Source organism: Geodermatophilus obscurus (genome assembly GCF_900115395.1).
Classification (GTDB): Bacteria; Actinomycetota; Actinomycetes; order Mycobacteriales; family Geodermatophilaceae; genus Geodermatophilus; species Geodermatophilus obscurus_B.
Map to the genome: position 1 here is coordinate 217,916 of NZ_FOWE01000010.1, position 22,542 is coordinate 240,457.

Genomic DNA, 22,542 nt, shown 5'->3' on the forward strand with positions numbered 1-22,542 from the left:
TCGACCTGCGAGGCCCCGGTCAGGCGACCGACCGGGGCCTCCCGTCGTCCCGGGACTCCCCACTCGCGGGGGTCAGCGCGGGCGGGTCTCCGGGAACAGCAGGTCGACGACGCGGGCCGCGACCGGCCGCGGCGCGTGGCCGGCGAGGTCCGGCCGGGCGTCGGCCCGGACGAGGACGTGCGCGGGCCCGCCGAGGTCGGGCACGACGAGGTCGAGGCCGACCACCGGGACGCCGAGGGCCCGGGCGGCGCGGACGGCCGCCGCGGCGACCCCGGGGTGCAGCCGGTCGGTGACGTCCTCCGCGGTCCGGCGCGCGGCGGCGACCACCTCGCCGTCGACGACGACCACCCGCACGCCCTCCCCCGCCGGATCCGCGGCCCCCGGCACGTCGACCCCGGCGGCCGCCACGACGCGCCGGGTCACCCGCAGGTCGTCGCAGCGGCTCAGCGCCACGGCCGTGGTGAGCTCCGTCAGCGACCCGCGGGTGAGCACGCAGCGGGCGCCGAGCGTGAGCCGCAGCTCCCCGGAGGCCGTGTCGGTCACCTCGACCCCGATGCCCCGGCGCAGGGCCTCGTCGGCCAGCACCCGGGCGCAGGGGGCGAGCCGGTCGAGTCCGGCCGGCGCGGGGACGAACAGCGGCGCGTTGACCGCGTTACGGCGCTTGACCACCAGCGCGGGCACCTGGCGGAAGCCGAGCCGCCGGTAGAGCGCGATGGCGCGCTCGTTGTCGTGCAGCACCGAGAGGTCGAGGTAGCTGCGTCCCCGGGCGAGGTAGCGCTCGGCGAGCACCCGCACCAGCGCCTCCCCGGTGCCGCGCGGCGCGTGGTCGGGGTCCGCGGCCAGGCACCACAGGCTGCTGCCGCCCTCGGGGTCACCGAACGCCCGCACGTGGTCGACGCCGGTGACCGTGCCGACGACGCGCCCGGTGCGCCGGTCCTCCGCCACCAGGTAGCGCACCGTCCGCGTCGAGTGGTCGTGCCAGACGGTCGCGCCGTCCCCGGGCACCATGCCGACCCGGCTGACGATGCGCCCCATCTCGGCGACGTCGTCCGGGCAGGCGACGGTGCGCACGAACACATCCTCGATGAGCTCCCGACGCGGGCGGTACCGGTGCAGGTCCAGCCGGAAGGTCAGCGACGGGTCGAGGAACAGCTCGCCGGGCGCCATCCCCAGCAGCACCTGGGGGTCGCGCGGGTAGATGCAGATGTCGCGGTGGCCCTCGGCCTCCCCGCGCAGCGCCTCGACCAGCCGCTGCGGGTCGGGGAAGGTCTGCCCGAACACCAGCCGGCCCCAGCCGAGGTCGAGGACGGCCTCGGTGTCCATGCCGCGCAGCTGGTGCTCCGACGGCGGTCGCCTGGGGGTGCCGGTGATCGTCGGGACGGCCGCCAGCGACCGCGTCCTGTGGGTCCTCACGAGGGGCTGCCACCTGTGCTGGTACCGGCGCGTCGGGCGGCGTGCTGCACCCTCGGCCGTGTCGCTCCGACATGCCCAGCGAGCAGCAGACGAAACAGAGCCGTAACGGTCAGCGCGGAGCCGCGGCCTCCGCGACGGGGATCCGCCGGGCCGGCCCGGCCGGGACGAACGCCGACGACGCCCGGAGCAGCTCGTAGAGCCCCTGGGCGACGACCGCCCACCGGCCGGCCGCCGGCTCCCCGCGCAGCCAGGTCGCCGCGGCGGTCAGGAGCTGCAGACCGGCCGACGCCTCGAGGTTGAGGTGCACCGGCAGCGGGAGGACCCGCAGCACTCCGGCCGGGTGGTCGGTGAGCAGGGTGTCGGCCAGGCCGAGCGCGCCGAAGGAGGTCAGCAGCACCCGGGTCCGCGGTCCCCACGGCCGGGTCCAGGGCACGGTCAGCAGCGCCAGCGTGGTCACCACGTCCAGGGCGGCGTGCGCCCGCGGCGGCAGCGGCCGGCGGGCGGCCAGGGGGTCACGCTGCTCCGACCGGGGGACGACGTCGTCCCCCGGGGTGCCGCGGGCGTCCAGGTCCCCGGCGAGGAACGCCGCCACCAGCCGGGCGGACACGTCCGGCGCCGACCAGTGGGCGTTGTGCGCGGCGCCCTCGATGACGACCAGCCGGCCGTCGGGCAGCAGCCGGGTCACCTGCTCGGCCCACGCGTCGTCCAGCGTCCGGTCGTGCCGGCCGCGCACCACCAGCGTGGGCGCGGCGACGTCGGGCAGCCGCCGCTCGACCGGGTCGTCCGCGCTGCGGACCAGCTGCTGCACCATCCGGGCGACGCCGGTGGACGCGTACTCCACCTGGAACAGCGCCTGGAGCGTGGGGACCTCGAAGACCATGTTCCGCAGCACCTGCGGGTACTGCTTCCACGGCCGCCGGTAGCGCGGGTCCGGGGTGGGCCCGGACAGGACCAGCCGCTCCACCCGGTCCGGGTGGTGTGCGGCGAGCTCGACGGCGACCTGCGCGCCGATGGAGTTGCCGAAGAAGCTCGCCCGGGCGATGCCGCGGGCGTCGAGCCAGTCCACCAGGTGGCCGGTCTGCGTGGCGACGTCGGGACCGCCGGGCCAGCGCAGCCCCGGGTCGCGCGGCGAGCGCCCGAACCCGGGCAGGTCGGGCGCCAGGACCTCGTGGCCCAGCGCGGCCAGCCGCCGACCCAGCGGGACGAGGTAGCGGCTGGACAGGCCCAGGCCGTGCACCAGGACGACCGGGGTCCGACTCCCGCCCGCCGCGGCGGGCCAGGTCCGGGCGTGCACCCGGGTGCCGAGGGCGGGCAGGTCGGTCCACTCGTGCCGCGGGGCGGGGCCGGGAGGGCGCAGGGAGGGCAGGGCGGGCACGGTTGCTCCGGGAGGTCGGGCGGACCCCGCGGCTCGGGGCACCGCTCCCCTACCCGCGTCCGGGAGCCGCACTACATCCGGGAGTTGCACCACATCCGGACGATCGCGGGTTGGAGACGCCGGCGGTGGGGCATGGGAGGGGCCGCGGCCACGGGTGAACAGCCACCCCGTCCCGCCCCTCCTCACTGAGAGTTCCCCGATGACGTCTGCCCCGCCCCGGGCCGTCCCCCTGTCCGACCGGACCCTCGCCGACCTCCCGCCGGAGGTCTCCGTCCCCACCTACGACCGCGCGGCGCTGCGGCCCGGCATCGTGCACATCGGCGTCGGCGGCTTCCACCGCGCCCACCAGGCCGTCTACCTCGACGAGCTCGCCCGCCGCGGCGAGACCGGGTGGGGCGTGGTCGGCGTCGGCCTGCACAGCCGCGAGATCGGTGAGGTGCTCGCCGACCAGGACGGCCTGTGGACCGTGGTCGAGCGCGGGGCCGACGGCGACCGCGCCACCGTCGTCGGCGCGCTCACCCGGTACCTGTACGCGCCCGACGACCCCGAGGCGGTGCTCGCCGCGCTGACCGACGAGGGCACCCGCGTGGTGAGCCTGACGATCACCGGCAGCGGCTACCGGATCGACGCGCACAGCGGCGAGTTCGACGCCGAGGACCCGCACGTCGCCCGCGACCTGGAGGACGCCGGCCACCCCGAGACGGTCTTCGGCTACCTCGTCGAGGCCCTGCACCGCCGGAGGCAGGCCGGACGGGCGCCGTTCACGGTGCTGTCCTGCGACAACATGCAGTCCAACGGCGCCGCGGCCCGCACCGCGGTGGTGTCCTTCGCCCGGCTCCGGGACGACGACGGCGGTGACCTGGCCGACTGGATCGACCGGCACGTCGCGTTCCCGAGCAGCATGGTCGACCGGATCACCCCGACCACCACCCCCGAGGGCCGGGACGCCGTCGCCGCCGCGACCGGCGTCGACGACCGGTGGCCGGTGGTCACCGAGCCGTTCCGCCAGTGGGTCGTGGAGGACACCTTCTGCAACGGGCGCCCGCCGCTGGAAGAGGTCGGCGTCCGGTTCACCGACGACGTGTCGCCGTACGAGACGGTGAAGACCCGGCTCCTCAACGCCGGGCACAGCGCCATCGCCTACCTGGGTTACCTCGCCGGGTACCGCACCACCGACGAGGTGATGGCCGACCCGGTGTTCCGCACCTTCCTCACCCGGCTGATGGCCGAGGAGATCGCGCCGCACCTGCCCGAGGTGCCGGGCGTCGACCTGGCCGGGTACCAGGCCACGCTGCTCGACCGCCTGGCCAACCCCCGGATGGCCGACCAGCTCGCGCGGCTGTCCCGCCGCGGCTCCACCAAGATCCCCAACTACCTGCTGCCGTCCGTGCGCGCCGCCCTGGAGGCCGGCACCCCGCACCGGCTGCTGTGCGTCGCGGTCGCCGGCTGGCTGCGCTTCCTGCGCGGCCACGACTACGCCGGCGAGGAGGTGCCGATCCAGGGCCCGCGCCCGGACCTGGTGCCCCTCGCGCAGGAGGCGGGCGGCGACGCGACACCGCTGCTGTCGGAGCAGTCGGTGTTCGACCACGTCGGGCAGGACCCGCGCTTCGCCGACTGCGTGCAGGCGGCCCTCTCCGCGCTGGACCGGCAGGGGCCGCGCGAGGTCATCGAGGAGTTCCTCGGCACCCGCGGGGACGGCGCGTGACCGGGCCCGCTCTCGACCCGGCCGCGGTGACCACCCTGCTGTGCGACGCCGACGGCACGCTGTTCCCGTCCGAGGAGCCGGCGTACGCCGCGTCGGCCGACGTCACCAACCGCTTCCTGGCCGGACTGGGGGCGGAGCGCGCCCTCGCGCCGGAGGAGCTGCAGCGGATGACCAACGGCAAGAACTTCCGGGCGGCCGCCGCGCAACTGGCAACCGGCCACGGGCGCGAGCTCGCCCGGTCCGACCTCGAGGACTGGGTGGCCGAGGAGAAGGACGTCGTCACCGCCCACCTGCGCACCGTGCTGCGTCCCGACCCGGCGGTGCGCGGGCCGCTGGAACGGTTGTCCGGCCGGTTCGCGCTCGCGGCGGTCACCTCGAGCGCCACCTCCCGGCTGGGCGCCTGCCTGGAGGTGACCGGACTGGCCCCGCTGTTCGCCGCCGGCCGCCGGTTCAGCGCCGAGGACTCGCTGGCCGAGCCCACCAGCAAGCCCGACCCGGCCGTGTACGTCCACGCCGGTGCCGTGCTCGGGGTCGGCCCGGCCGAGGCGGTCGCCGTCGAGGACTCGGTGAACGGCGCGCGGTCGGCCGTGGCCGCCGGTTACCCGACCGTCGGGTTGCTGCAGTTCGTCCCGGACGGCGACCGGCCCGCCCGTGCCGCGGCGCTGCGCGAGGTCGGCGTCGCCGCGGTCGTCGGGTCATGGGCAGAGGTGGAGGACGTCCTGCGCTGACCCGCCGGGCACGCCGTCCGGTGCGGGACGGCCTGGCGGGGCACCCGGGAGTGCGCGACGCCGCTGTGCTGTTGTACGACGCGACCGGACGCCGACCGGGAGGGTCGGCGCCGTCGACGCGCGCACCACCTCAGGGAGACCCACGATGACCACGACCGTCCCGCTCCGCCAGGCCGACGACGGTCCGGCGTCGGCCGACGTGGTCGCCGAGGCCGCGCGGCGGCGGACGTTCGCCGTCATCAGCCACCCCGACGCCGGGAAGTCGACCCTGACCGAGGCGCTGGCGTTGCACGCGCGGGTGATCGGCCGGGCCGGCGCCGTCCACGGCAAGGCCGGGCGGCGCGGCACGGTGTCGGACTGGATGGACATGGAGAAGGCCCGCGGCATCTCGATCACCTCGGCCGCGCTGCAGTTCTCCTACCGCGACGCCGTCGTCAACCTGCTCGACACCCCCGGGCACGCCGACTTCTCCGAGGACACCTACCGGGTGCTCACCGCCGTCGACGCCGCGGTGATGCTGGTCGATGCCGCGAAGGGTCTCGAGGCGCAGACGATGAAGCTCTTCGCCGTCTGCCGGCACCGCGGCATCCCCGTGGTCACCGTGGTCAACAAGTGGGACCGACCCGGCAAGGACGCGCTGGCGCTGATGGACGAGATCGCCGAGCGCACCGGCCTGACCCCCACCCCGCTGACCTGGCCGGTGGGGATCGCCGGCGACTTCCGCGGCGTCCTCGACCGGCGCGACGGCAGCTACCGGCGCTACACCCGGACCGCCGGGGGCGCCACGGTCGCCCCCGAGGAACTCCTCTCCCCCGCCGAGGCCGCCGCGTACGAGCCCGACGCCTGGGCGCAGGCGTGCGAGGAGGCCGATCTGCTGGCCGCCACCGCCGGCGAGCACGACCAGGACCTGTTCCTCTCGGGCGTGACCACCCCGGTGCTCTTCGCCTCCGCGGTCTCCAACTTCGGCGTCGGCGCGCTGCTCGACGTCCTCGTCGACCTGTCCCCTGCGCCCGCCGGCCGGCCGGACACGGACGGGACCCCGCGTCCCGTCGGCGGACCGTTCAGCGCGTTCGTGTTCAAGGTGCAGTCGGGCATGGACGCCGCCCACCGCGACCGGCTGGCCTACATCCGCATCTGCTCGGGGGTGTTCGAGCGCGGCATGGTCGTCACCCACGGGCCCACCGGCCGGCCGTTCGCCACCAAGTACGCGCAGCACGTCTTCGGCCGCGAGCGCGAGAGCATCGACCTCGCCTACCCCGGCGACGTCGTCGGGCTGGTCAACGCCTCGGCGCTGCACGTCGGCGACACCCTGTACGCCGAGCGCCCGGTCGCCTTCCCACCGCTGACCACCTTCGCTCCCGAGCACTTCGCCGTCGTCCGCAGCCTCGAGACGGCCAAGCACAAGCAGTTCCGCCGCGGCATCGCGCAGCTGGAGTCCGAGGGCGTCGTCCAGGTGCTGCGCTCGGACCGGCGCGGCGAGCAGGCCCCGGTGTTCGCCGTCGTGGGCCCGATGCAGTTCGAGGTGGCCGCCCACCGCATGGAGCACGAGTTCTCCGCTCCCGTACGGCTCGAGCCGCTCCCGTACACCCTCGCCATGCGCACCGACGAGGCCTCGGTCCCGGGCATCACCGCCACGACCGGCACCGAGGTCGTGCAGCGCAGCGACGGCGAGCTCCTCGCCCTCTTCACGACCAAGTGGGTCATGGGCATGGTGCGCAACGGCAAGCCCCACCTCACCCTCGAACCCCTGGTCGCCGCCCAGCTCGACTGACACCCCCGATGTGACCCGAATCGCAACGGGAGGTCAGGTGTGTTGCGATGCACCGGGGACAGGACGAGCGCACCGGGAGCCCACGTGGACCGGAGTCAGGACACCGTCGCGGTCATCGGGGCCGGGACGATCGGGCTGTCGTGGGCGGCGCTGTTCGCCGCGCACGGCCGCACCGTCCGGGTGCAGGACCCCCGTCCGGGCATCGGTCCCGAGGTCGCGGCGGCGGTGCGTCACCTCACCCGGCTGCAGCCGCAGGCCGGGGACCCCGGCGAGCTGCTGAGCCGCATCGAGGTGGTCGACGACGTCGAGGCCGCCGTCACCGGTGCCGACGTCGTCCAGGAGAACGCCCCCGAGCGGCTGCCCCTCAAGCAGGAGCTCTTCGCCCGGATCGAGGCCGCGGCGCCCGAGCGCGCACTGATCGCCTCCTCCACGTCGGCGCTCATGCCCAGCGACCTCGCTCGGGAGATGCGCACGCCCGAGCGGCTGGTGGTCGGGCACCCGTTCAACCCGCCGGAGGTGCTGCCGCTGGTCGAGGTGGTGCCCGGGGAGCGGACCGCGCCGTGGGCGGTCGAGGCGGCGGTCGCCTTCTACCGCTCGCTCGGCAGGAAGCCCGTCGTCCTGCACCGGGAGATCAACGGGTTCGTCGCCAACCGCCTGCAGTCCACGCTGTTCCGCGAGTGCGTGTGGCTGGTCTCCCAGGGCGTGGTCAGCGCCGCTGAGCTCGACGAGATCGTCACCGAGTCCATCGGGATCCGCTGGGCGACGGCCGGGCCGTTCGAGAGCTTCCACCTCGGCGGCGGCCCCGGCGGCATGCGGCACTTCCTCGAGCACCTCGGGCCAGGGATGGCGCGGCGCTGGAAGGTCGTCGAGCAGCCCGAGCTCGACGAGGCGACGGTCGAGCTGGTCAGCGCCCAGGTGGAGGAGCGCTTCGCGGGGCGCACCTACGAGCAGCTGACCGACGCCCGGGACCACGCCCAGCTCGCGGTCATCGCGGCCCGGGACGCCGCCCGGGACGAACCGGCCTGATGGACGCCGACGAGGTCCGCAGGCAGCCGACGACGCCGCTCGGCGCGCCCGCCTACCCGTCCGGGCGGTACCGGTTCACCGGCCGCGAGTACCTCAACGTCCTGTACCGGACCGACGCCGAGGCGATGCGGCGCGTGGTGCCCGAGCCGCTGACGGTCGGCGACCCGCTGGTCAAGTTCGAGGTCATGCGGATGCCCGACGTCACCGGACTGGGGTCGTTCACCGAGTCCGGCCAGGTGCTGCAGGTCGAGTACGAGGGCGAGAGCGCCGACTACCTGCACGCCATGTACGTCGACAGCCTGGCCTCGATCGCCAGTGGCCGGGAGATCAGCGCCTTCCCGAAGAAGGCCGGCGCACCGGGCCTCTACGTCGACTCCGACACCCTCGTCGGCACGCTGGACTACGGGACGCTGCGGGTGGCCACCGCGACGATGGGCTACAAGCACGCGCCGCTGACCGAGGAGGACGCGGTCGCGGAGGTCGGCCGGCCCACGTACGGGCTGAAGATGCTGCCCGGCTACGACCGGCGCCCGCGGATCCTCGAACTGGTGCGCAGCCAGATCACCGACATCACCGTGCGCGGGGCCTGGACCGGGCCCGCCCGACTGCAGCTGTTCGAGCACGCGCTCGCGCCGCTCGCCGACCTGCCGGTGCGGGAGATCGTCTCGGCCAGCCACATCCTCGCCGACCTCACCCTGGGCAGGGCGAGCCTGGTCCACGACTACCTGCAGGACTGACCCGACGCCGCCCGACGGCGCCGGACCCCGAGCAGACGGGAGGAACGGGTGATGGCCGCACCGCTGGAGGGCGTGCGCGTGGTCGAGGTGGCCAACTGGATGGCCGCCCCGGGTGCCGCCGCGCTGATGGCCGACATGGGCGCCGACGTCGTCAAGGTCGAACCGCTCCGCGGCGACCCCATGCGGGGAGCGACCCGGCAGCCGAGCGTCCCCGAGGGCCAGGACCCGATCGACGCCGCCTTCGAGATGGACAACCGCGGCAAGCGCAGCATCGCCGTCGCCATCAACACCGAGCGCGGCGCGGACCTGGTGCGCGGGCTGGCCGCCGGGGCTGACGTCTTCCTCTGCAACCTGCTGCCCTCCCGGCAGACGCGCTTCGGGCTGGACGCGCCGGCCCTGCACGCCCTGAACCCGCGCCTGGTGCACGCCACACTGACCGGCTACGGCCCCGGCGGACCCGACGCGGCCCGTCCCGGCTACGACCTCACCGCCTTCTTCGGCCGCGGCGCCGTCCTCGACGCGATGAGCGAGCCCGCCAACACCGCGCCGCCCCGGCTGCGCCCGGCCCAGGGCGACCACACCGCCGCGCTGGCCCTCTTCGGCGGCGTGCTCGCCGCGCTGCGCGTCGCGGAGGCCACTGGTGAGGGGCAGGTGGTGGACGTCAGCCTGCTGGGCGCCGCCGCGTGGACGATGTCCAGCGACCTGTCGGCCACGCTGGTCGACGGCGTCACGCCCACCCCGCAGGGCCGTATCGCCCGGCCGCACGCCCTGCACGGCGGGTTCCGCTGCGCCGACCGCCGCTGGATCCTGCTGTTCATGCCCGAGCCGCACTGGTGGCCGCCGTTCTGCGCGGCCGTGGGGCACCCGGAGTGGGCCGAGGACGAGCGCTTCGCCTCCTACGGCGCCCGCGCGGCGAACATGCCGGAGCTGACCCGGCTGATGGACGAGGCCTTCGCCACCCGGCCGTTGGAGGAGTGGTGCACCCTGTTCGACGAGCGCGGCTTCATCTGGGGCCCGGCGTCCACCGTCTCGGAGTTCGCCGCCGACGAGCAGGCCGCCGCCGACGGGCTGTTCCCCGAGATCGAGGACGCCTCCGGGCGGCGCTTCCGCACCGTCCGCGCGCCCCTGCGCCTGCGGGGCCTCGACGTCGGCCCGCGCGGGCGCGCGCCCCGAGTGGGCGAGCACACGGCCGCCGTCCTCGCCGGCCTCGGCGTCACGGGGGACGACCTCGCGGCGATGGTGCGTGACGGCGTCGTCGGGGGTCCTGCGGTCTGAGGGCCGGCGCGGACGACTGCTCCGCTGACGGGCCCGGGCGCCCGACACGCCGGAGCGCGCGGCATGGCCCGCGCCGCCCCCGGGCACCCACCTCCCCCATGCGGGACTGGCGTGAGCACCTCGACGGACTGACGCTGGAGAGCCGGCTCAAGGCACTGCTGGTGTACGAGCTGGCCTCCGACCGGGTGCCGGGGGCACCGCTGGAGGTGACGACCGAGGCGGTGCGCGCCGTGGCGACGGCGGAGGGCCTCGACACCGGGCAGCCGTGGATCCAGGCGGCCGCCGCCCGGATCAGCGCCGACCCGCCCCGGGCCTGAGGCGCCGGCGTCCGGCCCGCCGCGTGCCCGGTGGGGCGGGTGGGACCGGTGTGCGGTGCGGGACCGGACACGCGCCGGCCGGTGCCGCCCCGCGTCGTGCCGGCTGGGGACGCTGGCCCCATGACGACGACCGCCTACGCCTACGGGACCGCCCACGCCGTCGTGATGGTCGGCTCGGTCGGCACCCCGGAGGGACTGCAGCCCCGGCAGATCGGCCCGGCGCACGCCACGATCGGCCGCGTGCAGGGCCGCAGCCGCAAGTCGCTGTGCGGTGCCTACGTCGCCGTCGACGAGCAGCTGGTCTGGCCGCCGGAGGGCTACGAGGAGTCGCAGCTGTGCCCGGAGTGCGCCGAGCTCGCCCGCCTCTGAGCGCTCCTCAGCCGCCCGCCACCGACGGCAGCACCTGGACGACGGCGCCGTCGCGCAGGGCGGTGTGCACGCCGTCGACGAACCGCACGTCGTCGCCGTCGACGTAGACGTTGACGAACCGGCGCAGCACGCCGGCCTCGTCCCGGATCCGCCGCTCGAGGACCGGGTGCTCGGTGGCCAGCGTGTCGAGCAGCCCGGCCACCGTCCCCGGCCCCGGCTCGAGGAGCAGCCGGCGCCGCCCGCCCACCAGGTCGGCCAGCACGCCGGGCAGGAGCACCTCGACCGTCACGGCAGCCGCCCCGTCCGGACGCACAGGACGTCGGGCAGGTGGTCGGCGACCAGCGTGAAGGACTCCCCCTCGTCGGCGCTGGCCCAGACGCAGCCGTCGCGGGTGCCCACGTACACGCCGGTCGGGTCGGCGTCGTCCACGCAGACGGCGTCGCGCAGCACCGCGGTCCAGGAGGCGTCGGGCAGGCCGGCGCCCACCTCGGTCCAGCTCGCGCCGGCGTCGCGGGTGCGGTGCACCCGCAGTCGCCCGCCCGGCGGCGTCCGGTCGGCGTCGGCGACCAGCGGCACCACCCACGCCGTGCCGGGGGTCCGCGGCGAGGCGGCCACCGGGAAGCCGAAGTCGGCCGGCAACCCCTCGGCGATGGAGGTCCAGCTCGCGCCGGCGTCGTCGGTGCGGAAGACGCCGAAGTGGTTCTGCGCGTACATCCGGTCGGGGTCGGCGGCGTCGACGGCGACCTTGTGCACGCACTGGCCGTACTCCGGCGGCGGCCCGGGCAGGAACGACGTCGTGATGCCGCGGTTGCGCGGCTCCCACCCGCCGGCGCCGTCCTCGCTGACGTAGACGCCGCCGGTGCTCATCGCCACGACGACGCGGTCGCCGGCCGGGTGCGGCAGCACCGTGTGCACGGCACCGCCGCCGGCCCCGGGCTCCCAGGTCGGCCGGTGCGGGTGGTCCCACAGCCCGCGGACCAGCGTGAAGCTGACCCCGCCGTCGTCGCTGCGCCACAGCGAGTGCGGCTCGCAGCCGGCCCACACCACGCCGGGCCGGGCAGCGACGTCGGGACGCAGCTGCCAGACCCGGGCCAGTGCCGCGCCGGTGTCGGCCGGGAAGCGGATGGCGCCCTCGTCGGTCTCCGACCAGGTGGCCCCCAGGTCGTCGGACCAGGTGACCGTGGGGCCCCAGTGCCCGTACTGGACGCCGGCGAGCACCCGCGGCGCGGCACCGCGCACGTCGACGGCGACCGCGGCGACCTCCTGGGCGACCAGGTGTGGCCCGTCCAGGCGCCAGGTGCGGCGGTCGTCGTCGCTGCGGGCCAGCCACAGTCCCTTGCGCGTGCCGATGGCGAGCACGTCGGCCACGGCGGCCTCCGGTGTCCGGGGGCCCGGCCGGCCCCGTCCGGGAGGGGTGACCGCCGCGGCCGCCGGAACTGAGCGGTGCCCCCGGCTCAGCGGCGGGTGGCGCCCCCGGGGCCGTCGCCGGTCACCTTGGCGTGGCCGTTCTGGTCGGCGAGCCCGGGCGCGAGCTTCTCGGCCTCGGCCCGCAGCCGCTCCGCGGCCGACGCGTGCTCCTTCGCCGACGCGGCCCGCTGCCGTGCCTCCTGCTCGGCGAGGCGGGTGCGCTCCTCGACCTCCGCGCGCTCGCGGCGGGCGCGGGCGGCCTGCTCCTCGGCCAGCGCCTGCTCCTTCTCCGCCTGCGCACCGCGCAGGCGGGCCTCCTCGAGGTGCTCGCGCGCCTGCACGCGCTGCTGCTCACGGCGCTTGGCGCCGGCCACCCGCTGGCGCTTGGCCAGCGCGAGGCCGATCAGCGCCAGCACGATCAGTGCGGCCACGACGATGAGGACGATCAGCCAGGTCTCCACGACGCCTCCCCTTCCGGAGTCAGCCGGGAGGTGCCCTGGGCGGCGAGTCGGGAAACGGAGATCACTTCAGCGCGCTGCCCGCGCGCCACTCCTCCCACGGGATCGTCCAGTCGGCGATGTCCGAGGTCAGCGTGCCGGCGCCGGAGCCGCGGATCTCGACGACGTCGCCGGGCCGGGAGAACTCGTAGAACCAGCGGGCGTTCTCGGTGGAGAGGTTGATGCACCCGTGGGACACGTTCTCCCGGCCCTGCTGCGCCACCGACCAGGGGGCGCCGTGGACGAACTCGCCGCTGTCGGAGAGCCGCACGGCCCACTGGACGGGCGTCCGGTACCCGTCGGGGCTGTCGACCGGGACGCCGTAGGTGCTGGAGTCCATGACCCGCTCGGCGTTGAGCTCGGTCACCACGTGCGGGCCGTTGTAGCTCGGGGTCTCGGGGCTGCCGGCGCTCATCGGGAAGTCCTGCACCAGCCGGTCGCCGTCGTAGACCTGCAGCCGGTGGGTGGCGGCGTCGGCGATCGACACGTGCCGCTCGCCGACGGAGAAGGACACCGTGCGGTCCTTCTCGCCGTAGACACCCTCGCCGAAGGGGACGCCGTAGAGGTCGGCGTCGAGGGTCACGTCGGTGTCGGCCGGCCAGTACTGCGAGGGCCGGAAGTGCACCTCGGTGTCGCTCAGCCAGCTCCACACGCCGTCGGTGGGAGTGGAGCTGGTGACGACCAGGTGGCTCTCGACGGCGGCCCGGTCAGTGACCGGCTGGTCGAAGTAGACCCGGATCGGCATGCCGACGCCGACCGTCTGCCCGTCCAGGGGGCCGATCGCGGGGGTGCTCAGGGCGTCGGGGTCGGCGGTGGTGAAGGTGGCGCTGGCCTCGGCCCGCTCGTCGTCGGCGTTCACGGCGGAGGCGGTGAGCGTGTAGGTCGTGTCGTAGGCGAGGTCCTCGTCCGGCGTCCAGACCCGGGCGCCCGCTGAGTCGCCGTCGGCCACCGTCCCGGGGACGTCGGCGCCGGTGTCGTCGGTCACGGCGACGTCGGCCAGCTCGCCGTCGGTGACGGAGATCTCGAGCGGGCCGGCCGGCGGGACGTCGGCCGCACCGTCGGCCGGCGCGAGCTGCAGCTGCGGCGGGGCGGCGTCGGCCGACGTGGTCGCGGTCGTGCCGGTCGGGGACGGCGCCGCGGTCTCCCCGCCCCCGGTGCACCCGCTGACCAGCAGCAACGCCGCCGTCGCCACCAGAGCCGCTGTCCCTCGCACGCCCACTGCTCCCTCGACCCCGTCCGCCCGCGCCCGGCCGGGCGCGGCTGCACCCGGACCAGTGTCCACGTGGACGTGCGGAGCAGGACCGTCTCTCGTCCCGGCCCCGGCGGCGAGCGCCTGCCGGGCGCTGGTATCGTCGTCCCTCGGAGCCCGGGCAGCCGGGAGACACGCGCCATTAGCTCAATTGGCAGAGCAGCTGACTCTTAATCAGCGGGTTCGGGGTTCGAGTCCCTGATGGCGCACAGCACACTCCAGCGGCCCCTCCCCTCCGGGAGGGGCCGCTGTCGCACGTGGGCGCAGGACCGGACACCGGCGGCTGACACCCTCCGGGCCATGACGGTCCTCCGCTCGGTCCTGCTGTTCCTGCTGGCCGCGGTCGCCGAGATCGGCGGCGCGTGGCTGGTCTGGCAGGGCGTCCGCGAACACCGCGGATGGCTCTGGATCGGGTCGGGCGTGCTCGCGCTCGGCGCCTACGGGTTCGTCGCCACGCTGCAGCCCGACGCCGACTTCGGCCGGGTCCTCGCCGCCTACGGTGGCGTCTTCGTGGCCGGCTCGCTGGCCTGGGGCGTGGTGGTGGACGGGTTCCGGCCCGGCCGCAACGACGTCGTCGGCGCGCTGATCTGCCTGGTGGGCGTGGCGGTGATCATGTACGCGCCCCGCTCGGCGTAGCGGCGGCCCGCCGCTCAGCCGAGCCGGAGCCCGTGCTCGGCCAAGGCCTCGTCGAGCATGCGCAGCGCCTTCGGGCCCACGCCGTGCAGCGCGGCCAGCGACGCCCGCGGGACACCGGCGAGGTGGTCCAGTCGCGTGTAGCCGGCCCCGCGGAGCGCCCCGGTGGCCGGCGCACCGATCCGGGGCAGCTCGTCGAGTGGCGTCACGGCACCGAACCGTAGTGCGCCGACGGTGTGCGCGGGAGCCGCATCCGGACACCCGGGATGCGGCTCCCACGCACACGCTCAGCCGCGGACGGAGCGGAGCACCTTCCGGACGCCGAGGACCGCCGCCCCGGCCCCGGCGACCCACGGCCCCGCGACCACCACCGGGTCGAGGAGTTGGTGCCGGACGTCGGAGCGCCCGCGCCGGGACCGCAGCCCGCCCCGGGTGAACTCCGTCTCGAGGCCGGTGGCGGGCGGCACGGGGCGGCCGGACGCGAACGAGCGCAGGGTGCTCCCCCACGCCTCGACCCGGTCACCCACGATGAGCAGCAGCCAGTGCGCCAGCCGGCCCTCGCTGAAGCGGGCGTAGGCGTAGCGGCGGATCGCGCCGGACAGGCCGTGCAGCGGCTGCGCCGTGCCGAACACCGGCGTGACGAAGGCGTGCTCGATCGAGTGCTCGCGACCTTCGCTACCGGGCTGTCGCTCCGGGAAGTCCCAGTGGGCGCCGGTGTCGGCCGGGTACTGGAGCTTCGGGTACGACGGCCGGTCGGCGGGGTCGAGGTCGGCTCCCCAGCCGGGGATGCGGGCGCGCAGTTCCTCCCGGCTCGGGGGCGGGGTGCGCTTGTCGCGGAGGTAGGCGCTGGGGATGTCGGGGTCGGTCACGTCGTCCTCCTCAGGCCGCGTCGGGGACGATGACCGGCTTGATGCAGCCGTCGAGCTTGGCGGAGAACACGTGGTAGGCCTCGGCGATCTCCTCCAGCGGGAACCGGTGCGTCACCACCTCGCGCGGGGTGAGGTGGCCGTTGCGGACGTGCTCGAACATCCGCGGCCACTGCCGCTTCACCGGCGTCTGGTTCATCCGCAGGGTGAGGCCCTTGTTCAGCGCGTCGCCGAACTTCACCGCGTTGGGGATCGGGCCGTAGGCGCCGACCACCGAGACGGTGCCGCCCTTGCGCACGCCGTCGATGGCCCAGTTGAGCGCGACCGGTGAGCCGCCCTGCAGCTTCAGCTTCGTGCCGGTGACCTGCTGCAGGAAGTTGCCGTCGGCCTCCGCGCCGGCCGCCTCGATGACGACGTCGGCGCCGAGGTAGTCGGTCTGCTTCTTCATCTCGACGACGACGTCGTCGACCTCGTCGTAGTCGATCGTCTCCGCGTACGCCATGGTCCGCGCCTTCTCCAGCCGCTCGGCCAGGTGGTCGACCACGATCACCCGGCCGGCACCCATGAGCCACGCCGACTGCGCGGCCACCAGGCCCACCGGCCCGGCGCCGAGGACGACGACCGTGTCACCCTCGGCGATCTCGCCGAGCTGGGCGCCGAAGTATCCGGTCGCGGCGGCGTCGGTCAGGCAGACGGCGTCCTCGTCGTGCATCCAGTCGGGGATCCGGACCGGGCCGACGTCGGCGAAGGGGACGCGGACGTACTGGGACTGGCCGCCGTCGTAGCCGCCGGTGGTGTGGGAGTAGCCGTAGATCCCGCCGACCGCCGTCGCGTTGGGGTTGACGTTGTGGCAGTTGGAGTACAGGCCGCGGGCGCAGTACCAGCACGACCCGCAGAAGACGTTGAACGGCACCATCACCCGGTCGCCGACCTGCAGGTTCTGCACCGAGGGACCGACCTGCTCGACGACGCCGATGAACTCGTGGCCGAAGGTGTGCCCGATCCGGGTGTCCGGCATCAACCCGTGGTAGAGGTGCAGGTCGGAGCCGCAGATGGCGGCCAGCGTGACCCGCACGATCGCGTCGTTCGGGTGCTCGATCGACGGGACGTCCTTGTCCTCGACGCGCACCTTGTACGGACCGCGGTAGACCATCGCGCGCACGGCGCCTCCTCCTCTGCGCGGGGCCGGCCCTGCTCGCCGGTGCCTGGCCCGTGCCCGCCGTCCGCGCCGGGGAAACCGGTTGTGCACGTCCCTAGCGTCGGGCGCATGACCACGACCCCCGTGCTCGAGCCGGTGCACCGTCCGGAGGACGGCGAGCTCGTCGGACACCTGACCGCTGCCACCGACCGCGAGGGGTGGGTGGCGCACGCCGTCCCCGGCACCCCGCTGCGGACGTTCGCCACGCGCGCGGAGGCCGAGGCGTTCCTCCGCAGCCGCGGGCTGGCGCTGCTGGCCGAGCGGTGGGAGTACCGCCCGGCCGACGGCGGCGAGGCGCGCACCGCGTGGCTGGTCGAGGCCCGGCCCGGCGCGGTCGTCGTCCGGTTCGGCTACGACACCACCTCGGTGCGGCTGACCGGCGCGGAGCTCGAGCGGCTGACCCCGGCATAGCCACGGACGGGGCGGCGTTCCGCGGGTGTGAGCAGCCCGCGGGACGTCGACGTCGTGGTGATCGGTGCGGGCCAGGCCGGCCTGTCGGCCGCGTACCACCTGGCCCGCCAGGGGTTCGCACCCGGCCGCGGCTCCGTCGTCCTCGACGCCGACGCCGCGCCGGGCGGCGCCTGGCAGCACCGCTGGCGGTCGCTGACCCTCGCGACGACCCACCGGGTGCACGAGCTGCCGGGCCTGCCGTTCACGCCGGCGTCGGAGGACCTGCCCGCCGCCGACGCGGTGCCCGCCTACTTCGCCGAGTACGAGCGGCGGTTCGGCCTCGACGTCCGACGGCCGGTGCGGGTGTCGGCGGTCCGCCGCACCGGCGACGGGAGGTTCCTCGTCGAGGCGGACGTGGGCACCTGGCGGGCGCGCGGCGTCGTCAACGCCACCGGCACCTGGACCCGCCCGTTCGTGCCCCGCTACCCGGGTCAGGAGACCTTCCGCGGCCGGCAGCTGCACACGGTCGAGTACCGCGGTGCGGCGGAGTTCGCCGGTCGCGCCGTGGTGGTCGTCGGCGGCGGCGCGTCGGCGGTGCAGCTGCTCGGGGAGATCGCCCCGGTGGCCCGCACCACCTGGGTGACCCGCCGTCCCCCGGTCTTCCGCGAGGGTCCCTTCGGCGAGGAGGAGGGCCGCGCGGCGGTGGCGCGCGTCGAGGCCGCCGTCCGCGCCGGCCGCATGCCCGGCAGCGTCGTCGGCGTCACCGGGCTGGTGGTCACCCCCTGGGTGCGGCGGGCGCTCGACGACGGCGTGCTCACCCGGCTGCCGGTGTTCGACCGCATCACCCCTGACGGCGTCGCCTGGGACGACGGCCGGTTCGTCGCCGCCGACGTGATCCTGTGGGCCACCGGCTTCCGCGCCGCCGTCGGCCACCTGGCGCCGCTGCGGCTGCGCACCCGCGACGGCGTCATCCCGGTCGAGGGCACCTCCGCCGTCGGGGAGCCGCGGCTGCAGCTGGTCGGCTACGGGCCGAGCGCCAGCACGATCGGCGCCAACCGGGCCGGGCGGACCGCGGCGGTCACCCTGCGCCGGCTGCTCGCCGACGGTGGGCTGGCCCGCTCCGCCTGAGCACCCCGACCGCACGCTCGGGGACGGATCAGGGTCGCGTCGGGGGATCGCCCCGATGTGCCGGACCCCGCCGCACCGGGACGCTTCCCGGCATGACCTCGCAGCCCCCCTCCCCGGCGGTGACCCCGTGATCGTCGCCTCCGACCTCACCAAGCGCTACGGCGACCGGGTCGCCGTCGACGGCGTCTCCTTCACCGTCCGCCCCGGCCACGTGACCGGCTTCCTCGGCCCCAACGGAGCCGGCAAGTCCACGACGATGCGCATGGTCATCGGCCTGGACCGGCCCACCTCCGGCACGGTCACCGTCGACGGCGCCCGCTACGCCGACTCCCCCGCCCCGCTGCGCGCGGTCGGCGCCCTGCTCGAGGCGCGGGCGCTGCACCCGGGGCGCACCGCCCGCGCGCACCTGCGCTGGATGGCCGCGAGCAACGGCATCCCCGTCGCCCGGGTCGAGGAGGTGCTCGGGCTGGTCGGGCTGGAGTCGGTCGCCGGCCAGCGGGTCGGCCGCTTCTCCCTCGGCATGGGCCAGCGGCTCGGCATCGCCGCCGCGCTGCTCGGCGACCCGCCGGTCGTCGTCCTCGACGAGCCGGTCAACGGCCTCGACCCCGAGGGCATCCGGTGGGTGCGCACCCTGGCCCGCGACCTCGCCGCCGAGGGACGCACCGTGCTGGTCTCCAGCCACCTGATGGCCGAGATGGCGCTCACCGCCGACCACCTCGTCGTCATCGGCCGCGGCCGCGTCCTCGCCGACTGCTCGACCCGCGAGTTCATCGCCGAGCACGCCGCCTCCTACGTGAAGGTGCGCACCCCGCAGCCCGGGCAGCTCGCCGAGCTGCTGCGCCGCTCCGGCGCCGACGTGGTGCGCGACGGTGACGAGCTGCGCGTGCAGGGCGTCGACACCGTCACCACCGGTGAGCTCGCCGCCGCCGGGGGGCTGGTGCTCCACGAGCTCGGCCTCGTCACCTCCTCGCTCGAGGAGGCGTTCATGACCCTGACCGCCGGCAGCGTCGAGTTCGCCGCCGCCCACCCCGCCGAGGTGTCCCGGTGACCGCTCCCGTCCTGACCGCCCCCCGCACCGCGCCGCTGCCCCCCGGCGGCGCCACCCTGCCCCGCGCCGTGCACGCCGAGTGGATCAAGCTGTGGTCGGTGCGCTCGAGCGGCTGGTCGGTGGCCGCGATGGTCGCCCTCGGCGCCGGGCTGACCACGCTCGTGTGCGCGCTGGTCGCCCCCGACCTCGCCGCCGGCGGCACCGGTGAGCCGGTCGGCGCCTTCATCACCTGGGGACTGCTGTTCGCGCAGGTGACCGCCGTCGTGCTCGGCGCGCTCGTCGTCACCGGCGAGTACGGCACCGGCATGATCCGTGCGACCCTGGCCGCCAACCCCCGCCGCGGCACCGTGCTGGTGGCCAAGGCGGTGGTGCTCGCCTCCGTCCTGTTCGTGGCCGGCGTCGTGACCGCGTTCCTCGGCTGGCTGGGCGGCAACGCCTTCCTGTCCGCCGAGGGCATCGGCATCTCCCTCGGCGACGACGGGATGCTGCGCTCCCTGCTCGGCAGCGGCCTCTACATGGCCGGGCTCGGCCTGCTCGCGATGGCCGCCGGGCTGCTGCTGCGCTCCACCGCGGCGGTCGTCTCGGTGGTGCTGGCGCTGGTGTTCCTGGTCGGGAACCTGGTCATGCTGCTGCCCGGCGCCCTCGGCGAGTGGCTGACCAAGCTCATGCCGGGCAACGCCGGCTCGCGGATCGCCACGCCGGAGACGTTCAACCCGGTGCTGCTCGAGCCGTGGCCCGGGTTCGCCGTCTTCGCCGCCGAGGTCGCCGTCCTGCTCGCCGTCGGCGCGGTGGTCTTCCTCCGCCGCGACGCCTGAGCACGAGGCACAGGAAGCGATCCCCACGTCCTGGGGCCCGGGACGTGGGGATCGCTTCCCATGCCGGTAGGGGTACACGACCGTGACGAGCAGAGCGGGCACAGTGGTGGGGTGACCTCCCCCGACCCCGCCGCCGCCGACCCCACTCCCTCCGACCCCGCCGCCTCCGACCCCGCCGCCCTCGGGCGCGAGCGCGCCGACCGGCTCGTGGGCCTGCTGGAGGCCGGCGACGGCCCCGGCGCCGACACCGTCCTCGCCGACGTCGCGGAGGTGCGCGACCTCGTCTACGTCGGCGCCGCGCTCACCGCGTTGGCCCACGCCGAGAGCCGCGGGCTGCCGCCGGCGCAGCGGGCACAGGCCAACACCCGCCGGCTGAACCTGGGCGCCGTCCGCGACGCCGCCCGCAACGACCCCGCCGCGCTGCGCGTGTGGCTGCGCCGCTCGGCCGAGGAGCTGCTGCTGCTGCGCTCGCTGCGCGCGGCGGCCGACCGGATCGCCGGCTGAGCGTCAGCCCGCGACGGGCGCGAGCGCCGGGGCGGTCCGCGGCTCGAGGTGCACGCCGGCGATCATGCAGCGCACCGACCCGCCGGCGAGCTCCACGGTCGGGACCGCCACCGGCAGCAGCCGCGCGGACGCCTCGACCACCCGGCGCTGCGCCGCGGTCAGGCTGGCCAGCGCCCGGGCCGACAGCGCCAGCACCGGGCCGTCGTCGCCCTGCACCTCGATGGCGTTGCCGGCGAACTCGGCGACCTGGTGGGCGGTCAGCGGCACCACGGTGTGCCCACCGGCCGTCAGCCGGTCGACCAGCTCGTCGCGCTCGGCGGCCGAGGGCATGAGGTCCAGGCCGACCAGCGCGTACTCGCCGGCCACGCTCATCATCACGTTGGTGTGGTAGATCGCGCGGCCGGCCGGGTCGACGGCGTCGAAGACGACCGCCTCGTACCCGAACCCGCGGCAGAAGCGGTCCAGCGCGACCGGGTCCACCCGGCGCGAGCGGGCCACGTAGGCCACCCGGCCGACGTGGTCGAGCACCATCGCGCCGGTGCCCTCGAGGAAGACGCCGTCGTGCTCGAGGCCGGACAGGTCGACCACCTCGTGCACGCGGTAGGCGGCCTTGAGGAACTCGACGACGTCCCCGCGCCGCTCCCGGCGGCGGTTGGCCGCGTACATGGGGAACAGCGCCACCCGGCCGTCGGCGTGGGTCGACAGCCAGTTGTTCGGGAAGACGCTGTCGGGCCGGTCGGGCTCCGGGTCGTCGAACAGGTGCACCCGCACGCCGGCGCCGGTGAGGGCGTCGGCGAGCGCGGTGACCTCGTCGTGCGCGCGGCGGGCGAGGACGGCGGGGTCCTGGCCGACCTCGGTCGCCTGGAAGGCGTTGTCCGCGAGGGTGAGCGGGTTGGGCCGGAAGGCGTGGGGCCGGACCAGGACGACCGCGGCGGGTGCCTGGCCGGAGTGGTCCGGCGCCGTCACGAGGGGATCGGGCTGAAGGCCGCGACCATGCCGAAGAGGTCCTTGGGGTCCTCGGGCTCGGCGACGAGGGCGATGTCGTCGACCCACGGGGTGCCCCGCACGCCGTCGCGGACGTAGCGCAGTGCGGACAGGTCCTCGATCGCGAAGCCCACCGAGTCGAACAGGGTGACCTGCTCCGGCGAGGTCCGCCCGGGGCGGCGCCCGGAGACGACCTCCCACAGCTCGATGACCGGGAAGTCGGCCGGCATGGCCTGGATCTCGCCCTCGATCCAGGTCTGCGGGGGGAACTCGACGAAGACGTCGGTGTCCTCCCGCAGCAGGATCGCCGGGTCGAGCTCGGTCTTGCCGGGGCAGTCGCCGCCGATGGCGTTGAGGTGCATCCCCGGCTCGATCCACTCGTTCTGCAGGACGGTGGCGCGGGCCTTGTCGGCGGTGCAGGTGGTGACGACGTCGGCGCCGCGGACGGCCTCCTGGCCCGAGCCGGCGACGTGCACGCGGAAGCCCAGGGGCTCGAGGTTGCGGGCCAGCTTGGCCATGGCGGCGGGGTCGGTGTCCCACACCGCGACGTCCTCGATGCCCAGCGCGGCGCGCATGCCCAGGGCCTGGAACTCCGACTGGCTGCCGGCTCCGATGAGCGCGAGCCTGCGGCTGTCGGGGCGGGCCAGGTGGCGGGCGACCATCGCCGACATGGCGGCCGTGCGCAGGGCGGTCAGCAGCGTCATCTCGGCGAGGAACACCGGGTAGCCGTTGTGCACGTCGGCCAGCGCGCCGAACGCCGACACGGTCTGGAAGCCGCGGGCGGGGTTGCTCGGGTGGCCGTTGACGTACTTGAACGCGTAGGTCTCGCCGTCGCTGGTCGGCATGAGCTCGATGACGCCGAAGGGCGTGTGGCTGCCGACGCGGGCGATCTTGTCGAAGGACTCCCAGCGGCGGAAGTCGTCCTCGATGTAGCGGGACATCCCGTCGATGATCTGCTGGGGTCCGGTCTCGGCGGTCCAGCGGACCATGTTGCGCACGTCCACGAACATCGTCATGCACCAAGGATGCGGCTGGGCGATCTGCACACACAATGAGCAGGGAGCGCGCGTCCTGCTCGCGGGTGAGCCACTCTGCCCAGTTCGGTTC

The 22,542-nt window shown here is 75.4% G+C and carries 25 protein-coding genes and 1 tRNA gene; 15 read left to right on the forward strand and 11 right to left on the reverse strand.

Annotated features, from left to right (window positions below):
* Window positions 1-72: 72 nt before the first annotated feature.
* Both BM165_RS19810 and BM165_RS26150 read right to left on the reverse strand, forming a co-directional pair.
* On the reverse strand, window positions 73-1,413 hold the full coding sequence (locus tag BM165_RS19810; protein WP_075015257.1) for a GNAT family N-acetyltransferase: 1,341 nt from the start codon (window positions 1,411-1,413) through the stop codon (window positions 73-75).
* A 109-nt stretch (window positions 1,414-1,522) separates the two neighbouring features.
* A complete protein-coding gene (locus BM165_RS26150; RefSeq protein ID WP_075015258.1) occupies window positions 1,523-2,788 on the reverse strand; it encodes an alpha/beta fold hydrolase in 1,266 nt (421 codons plus the stop codon).
* Window positions 2,789-2,987: 199 nt separating this feature from the next.
* On the opposite strand from BM165_RS26150, the gene BM165_RS19820 reads away from it, so the two are divergent.
* The 8 genes from BM165_RS19820 to BM165_RS19855 all read left to right on the forward strand — a co-directional run bounded on the left by BM165_RS19820 (window position 2,988) and on the right by BM165_RS19855 (window position 10,716).
* A complete protein-coding gene (locus BM165_RS19820) occupies window positions 2,988-4,493 on the forward strand; it encodes a mannitol dehydrogenase family protein (protein ID WP_075015259.1) in 1,506 nt (501 codons plus the stop codon).
* Entirely contained in the window at window positions 4,490-5,221 is a 732-nt protein-coding gene (locus tag BM165_RS19825) for an HAD family hydrolase (RefSeq protein ID WP_075015260.1), read from the forward strand. The genes BM165_RS19820 and BM165_RS19825 overlap by 4 nt, the downstream gene beginning before the upstream one ends.
* Window positions 5,222-5,366: 145 nt before the next feature.
* Window positions 5,367-6,992: a peptide chain release factor 3 gene (locus tag BM165_RS19830; protein WP_075015261.1), complete on the forward strand. Its 1,626-nt coding sequence runs from the start codon at window positions 5,367-5,369 to the stop codon at window positions 6,990-6,992.
* Window positions 6,993-7,076: 84 nt separating this feature from the next.
* The gene (locus BM165_RS19835; protein ID WP_075015262.1) at window positions 7,077-8,018 is read left to right on the forward strand and encodes a 3-hydroxyacyl-CoA dehydrogenase NAD-binding domain-containing protein; all 942 of its coding nucleotides are present in this window, start codon (window positions 7,077-7,079) and stop codon (window positions 8,016-8,018) included.
* Window positions 8,018-8,755, forward strand: a complete 738-nt coding sequence (locus BM165_RS19840; RefSeq protein WP_075015263.1) for an acetoacetate decarboxylase — start codon at window positions 8,018-8,020, stop codon at window positions 8,753-8,755. Before BM165_RS19835 ends, BM165_RS19840 begins: the two co-directional genes overlap by 1 nt.
* Window positions 8,756-8,806: 51 nt before the next feature.
* Window positions 8,807-10,030, forward strand: coding sequence for a CaiB/BaiF CoA transferase family protein (locus tag BM165_RS19845; RefSeq protein ID WP_075015264.1), 1,224 nt, complete (start codon window positions 8,807-8,809; stop codon window positions 10,028-10,030).
* 98 nt (window positions 10,031-10,128) lie between these two features.
* Window positions 10,129-10,347: a hypothetical protein gene (locus tag BM165_RS19850; RefSeq protein ID WP_075015265.1), complete on the forward strand. Its 219-nt coding sequence runs from the start codon at window positions 10,129-10,131 to the stop codon at window positions 10,345-10,347.
* A gap of 120 nt (window positions 10,348-10,467) precedes the next feature.
* Entirely contained in the window at window positions 10,468-10,716 is a 249-nt protein-coding gene (locus BM165_RS19855; protein ID WP_075015266.1) for a hypothetical protein, read from the forward strand.
* Window positions 10,717-10,723: 7 nt separating this feature from the next.
* On the opposite strand, the gene BM165_RS19860 is transcribed toward BM165_RS19855, so the two are convergent.
* The 4 genes from BM165_RS19860 to BM165_RS19875 form a co-directional block, all read right to left on the reverse strand.
* Complete coding sequence (locus BM165_RS19860) at window positions 10,724-11,005, reverse strand: MoaD/ThiS family protein (protein ID WP_075015317.1); 282 nt, start codon at window positions 11,003-11,005, stop codon at window positions 10,724-10,726.
* A complete protein-coding gene (locus BM165_RS19865) occupies window positions 11,002-12,084 on the reverse strand; it encodes a WD40/YVTN/BNR-like repeat-containing protein (protein WP_075015267.1) in 1,083 nt (360 codons plus the stop codon). The genes BM165_RS19860 and BM165_RS19865 overlap by 4 nt, the downstream gene beginning before the upstream one ends.
* 86 nt (window positions 12,085-12,170) lie before the next feature.
* A complete protein-coding gene (locus BM165_RS19870; RefSeq protein WP_075015268.1) occupies window positions 12,171-12,584 on the reverse strand; it encodes a hypothetical protein in 414 nt (137 codons plus the stop codon).
* A 61-nt stretch (window positions 12,585-12,645) separates the two neighbouring features.
* Window positions 12,646-13,833, reverse strand: a complete 1,188-nt coding sequence (locus tag BM165_RS19875; RefSeq protein ID WP_244274348.1) for a L,D-transpeptidase — start codon at window positions 13,831-13,833, stop codon at window positions 12,646-12,648.
* Between the two features lie 172 nt (window positions 13,834-14,005).
* On the opposite strand from BM165_RS19875, the gene BM165_RS19880 reads away from it, so the two are divergent.
* Together BM165_RS19880 and BM165_RS19885 are read left to right on the forward strand one after the other, a co-directional pair.
* A tRNA-Lys gene (locus BM165_RS19880) sits at window positions 14,006-14,078 on the forward strand.
* Window positions 14,079-14,169: 91 nt separating this feature from the next.
* The gene (locus BM165_RS19885; RefSeq protein WP_075015270.1) at window positions 14,170-14,505 is read left to right on the forward strand and encodes a YnfA family protein; all 336 of its coding nucleotides are present in this window, start codon (window positions 14,170-14,172) and stop codon (window positions 14,503-14,505) included.
* 14 nt (window positions 14,506-14,519) lie between these two features.
* On the opposite strand, the gene BM165_RS19890 is transcribed toward BM165_RS19885, so the two are convergent.
* From BM165_RS19890 to BM165_RS19900, 3 genes are all read right to left on the reverse strand, one after another.
* Window positions 14,520-14,711 (reverse strand): helix-hairpin-helix domain-containing protein, encoded by a 192-nt coding sequence (locus BM165_RS19890; RefSeq protein ID WP_075015271.1) that lies wholly within the window; start codon window positions 14,709-14,711, stop codon window positions 14,520-14,522.
* Window positions 14,712-14,789: 78 nt separating this feature from the next.
* Window positions 14,790-15,371 (reverse strand): hypothetical protein, encoded by a 582-nt coding sequence (locus BM165_RS19895; RefSeq protein WP_083427535.1) that lies wholly within the window; start codon window positions 15,369-15,371, stop codon window positions 14,790-14,792.
* A 10-nt stretch (window positions 15,372-15,381) separates the two neighbouring features.
* A complete protein-coding gene (locus tag BM165_RS19900; protein WP_244274354.1) occupies window positions 15,382-16,521 on the reverse strand; it encodes a zinc-dependent alcohol dehydrogenase in 1,140 nt (379 codons plus the stop codon).
* Between the two features lie 114 nt (window positions 16,522-16,635).
* Here BM165_RS19900 and BM165_RS19905 point away from each other — a divergent pair, with 114 nt between their 5' ends.
* From BM165_RS19905 to BM165_RS19925, 5 genes are all read left to right on the forward strand, one after another.
* Window positions 16,636-16,977: a hypothetical protein gene (locus tag BM165_RS19905; protein ID WP_075015273.1), complete on the forward strand. Its 342-nt coding sequence runs from the start codon at window positions 16,636-16,638 to the stop codon at window positions 16,975-16,977.
* Between the two features lie 27 nt (window positions 16,978-17,004).
* Window positions 17,005-18,084: an FAD-dependent oxidoreductase gene (locus BM165_RS19910; RefSeq protein ID WP_075015274.1), complete on the forward strand. Its 1,080-nt coding sequence runs from the start codon at window positions 17,005-17,007 to the stop codon at window positions 18,082-18,084.
* A gap of 127 nt (window positions 18,085-18,211) precedes the next feature.
* Window positions 18,212-19,132 carry an ABC transporter ATP-binding protein gene (locus tag BM165_RS19915; protein ID WP_075015275.1) on the forward strand — a complete coding sequence of 307 codons (921 nt, stop codon included), beginning with the start codon at window positions 18,212-18,214 and terminating at the stop codon, window positions 19,130-19,132.
* Window positions 19,129-19,947: an ABC-2 transporter permease gene (locus tag BM165_RS19920; RefSeq protein ID WP_075015276.1), complete on the forward strand. Its 819-nt coding sequence runs from the start codon at window positions 19,129-19,131 to the stop codon at window positions 19,945-19,947. Before BM165_RS19915 ends, BM165_RS19920 begins: the two co-directional genes overlap by 4 nt.
* A gap of 111 nt (window positions 19,948-20,058) precedes the next feature.
* A complete protein-coding gene (locus BM165_RS19925; protein ID WP_083427536.1) occupies window positions 20,059-20,451 on the forward strand; it encodes a hypothetical protein in 393 nt (130 codons plus the stop codon).
* A 3-nt stretch (window positions 20,452-20,454) separates the two neighbouring features.
* On the opposite strand, the gene ctlX is transcribed toward BM165_RS19925, so the two are convergent.
* Both ctlX and BM165_RS19935 read right to left on the reverse strand, forming a co-directional pair.
* On the reverse strand, window positions 20,455-21,417 hold the full coding sequence (gene ctlX / locus BM165_RS19930) for a citrulline utilization hydrolase CtlX (protein WP_075015277.1): 963 nt from the start codon (window positions 21,415-21,417) through the stop codon (window positions 20,455-20,457).
* The gene (locus BM165_RS19935; protein WP_075015278.1) at window positions 21,414-22,451 is read right to left on the reverse strand and encodes an ornithine cyclodeaminase; all 1,038 of its coding nucleotides are present in this window, start codon (window positions 22,449-22,451) and stop codon (window positions 21,414-21,416) included. Before BM165_RS19935 ends, ctlX begins: the two co-directional genes overlap by 4 nt.
* Between the last annotated feature and the right edge of the window lie 91 nt (window positions 22,452-22,542).

Coding starts and splice junctions, on each gene's coding strand:
- BM165_RS19855 (WP_075015266.1), top strand. CDS start 10,468: ATGACGACGACCGCCTACGCCTACGGGACCGCCCACGCCGTCGTGATG.
- BM165_RS19885 (WP_075015270.1), top strand. CDS start 14,170: ATGACGGTCCTCCGCTCGGTCCTGCTGTTCCTGCTGGCCGCGGTCGCC.
- BM165_RS19905 (WP_075015273.1), top strand. CDS start 16,636: ATGACCACGACCCCCGTGCTCGAGCCGGTGCACCGTCCGGAGGACGGC.
- BM165_RS19900 (WP_244274354.1), bottom strand. CDS start 16,521: ATGGTCTACCGCGGTCCGTACAAGGTGCGCGTCGAGGACAAGGACGTC.
- BM165_RS19850 (WP_075015265.1), top strand. CDS start 10,129: ATGCGGGACTGGCGTGAGCACCTCGACGGACTGACGCTGGAGAGCCGG.
- BM165_RS19820 (WP_075015259.1), top strand. CDS start 2,988: ATGACGTCTGCCCCGCCCCGGGCCGTCCCCCTGTCCGACCGGACCCTC.
- BM165_RS19845 (WP_075015264.1), top strand. CDS start 8,807: ATGGCCGCACCGCTGGAGGGCGTGCGCGTGGTCGAGGTGGCCAACTGG.
- BM165_RS19830 (WP_075015261.1), top strand. CDS start 5,367: ATGACCACGACCGTCCCGCTCCGCCAGGCCGACGACGGTCCGGCGTCG.
- BM165_RS19840 (WP_075015263.1), top strand. CDS start 8,018: ATGGACGCCGACGAGGTCCGCAGGCAGCCGACGACGCCGCTCGGCGCG.
- BM165_RS19935 (WP_075015278.1), bottom strand. CDS start 22,451: ATGACGATGTTCGTGGACGTGCGCAACATGGTCCGCTGGACCGCCGAG.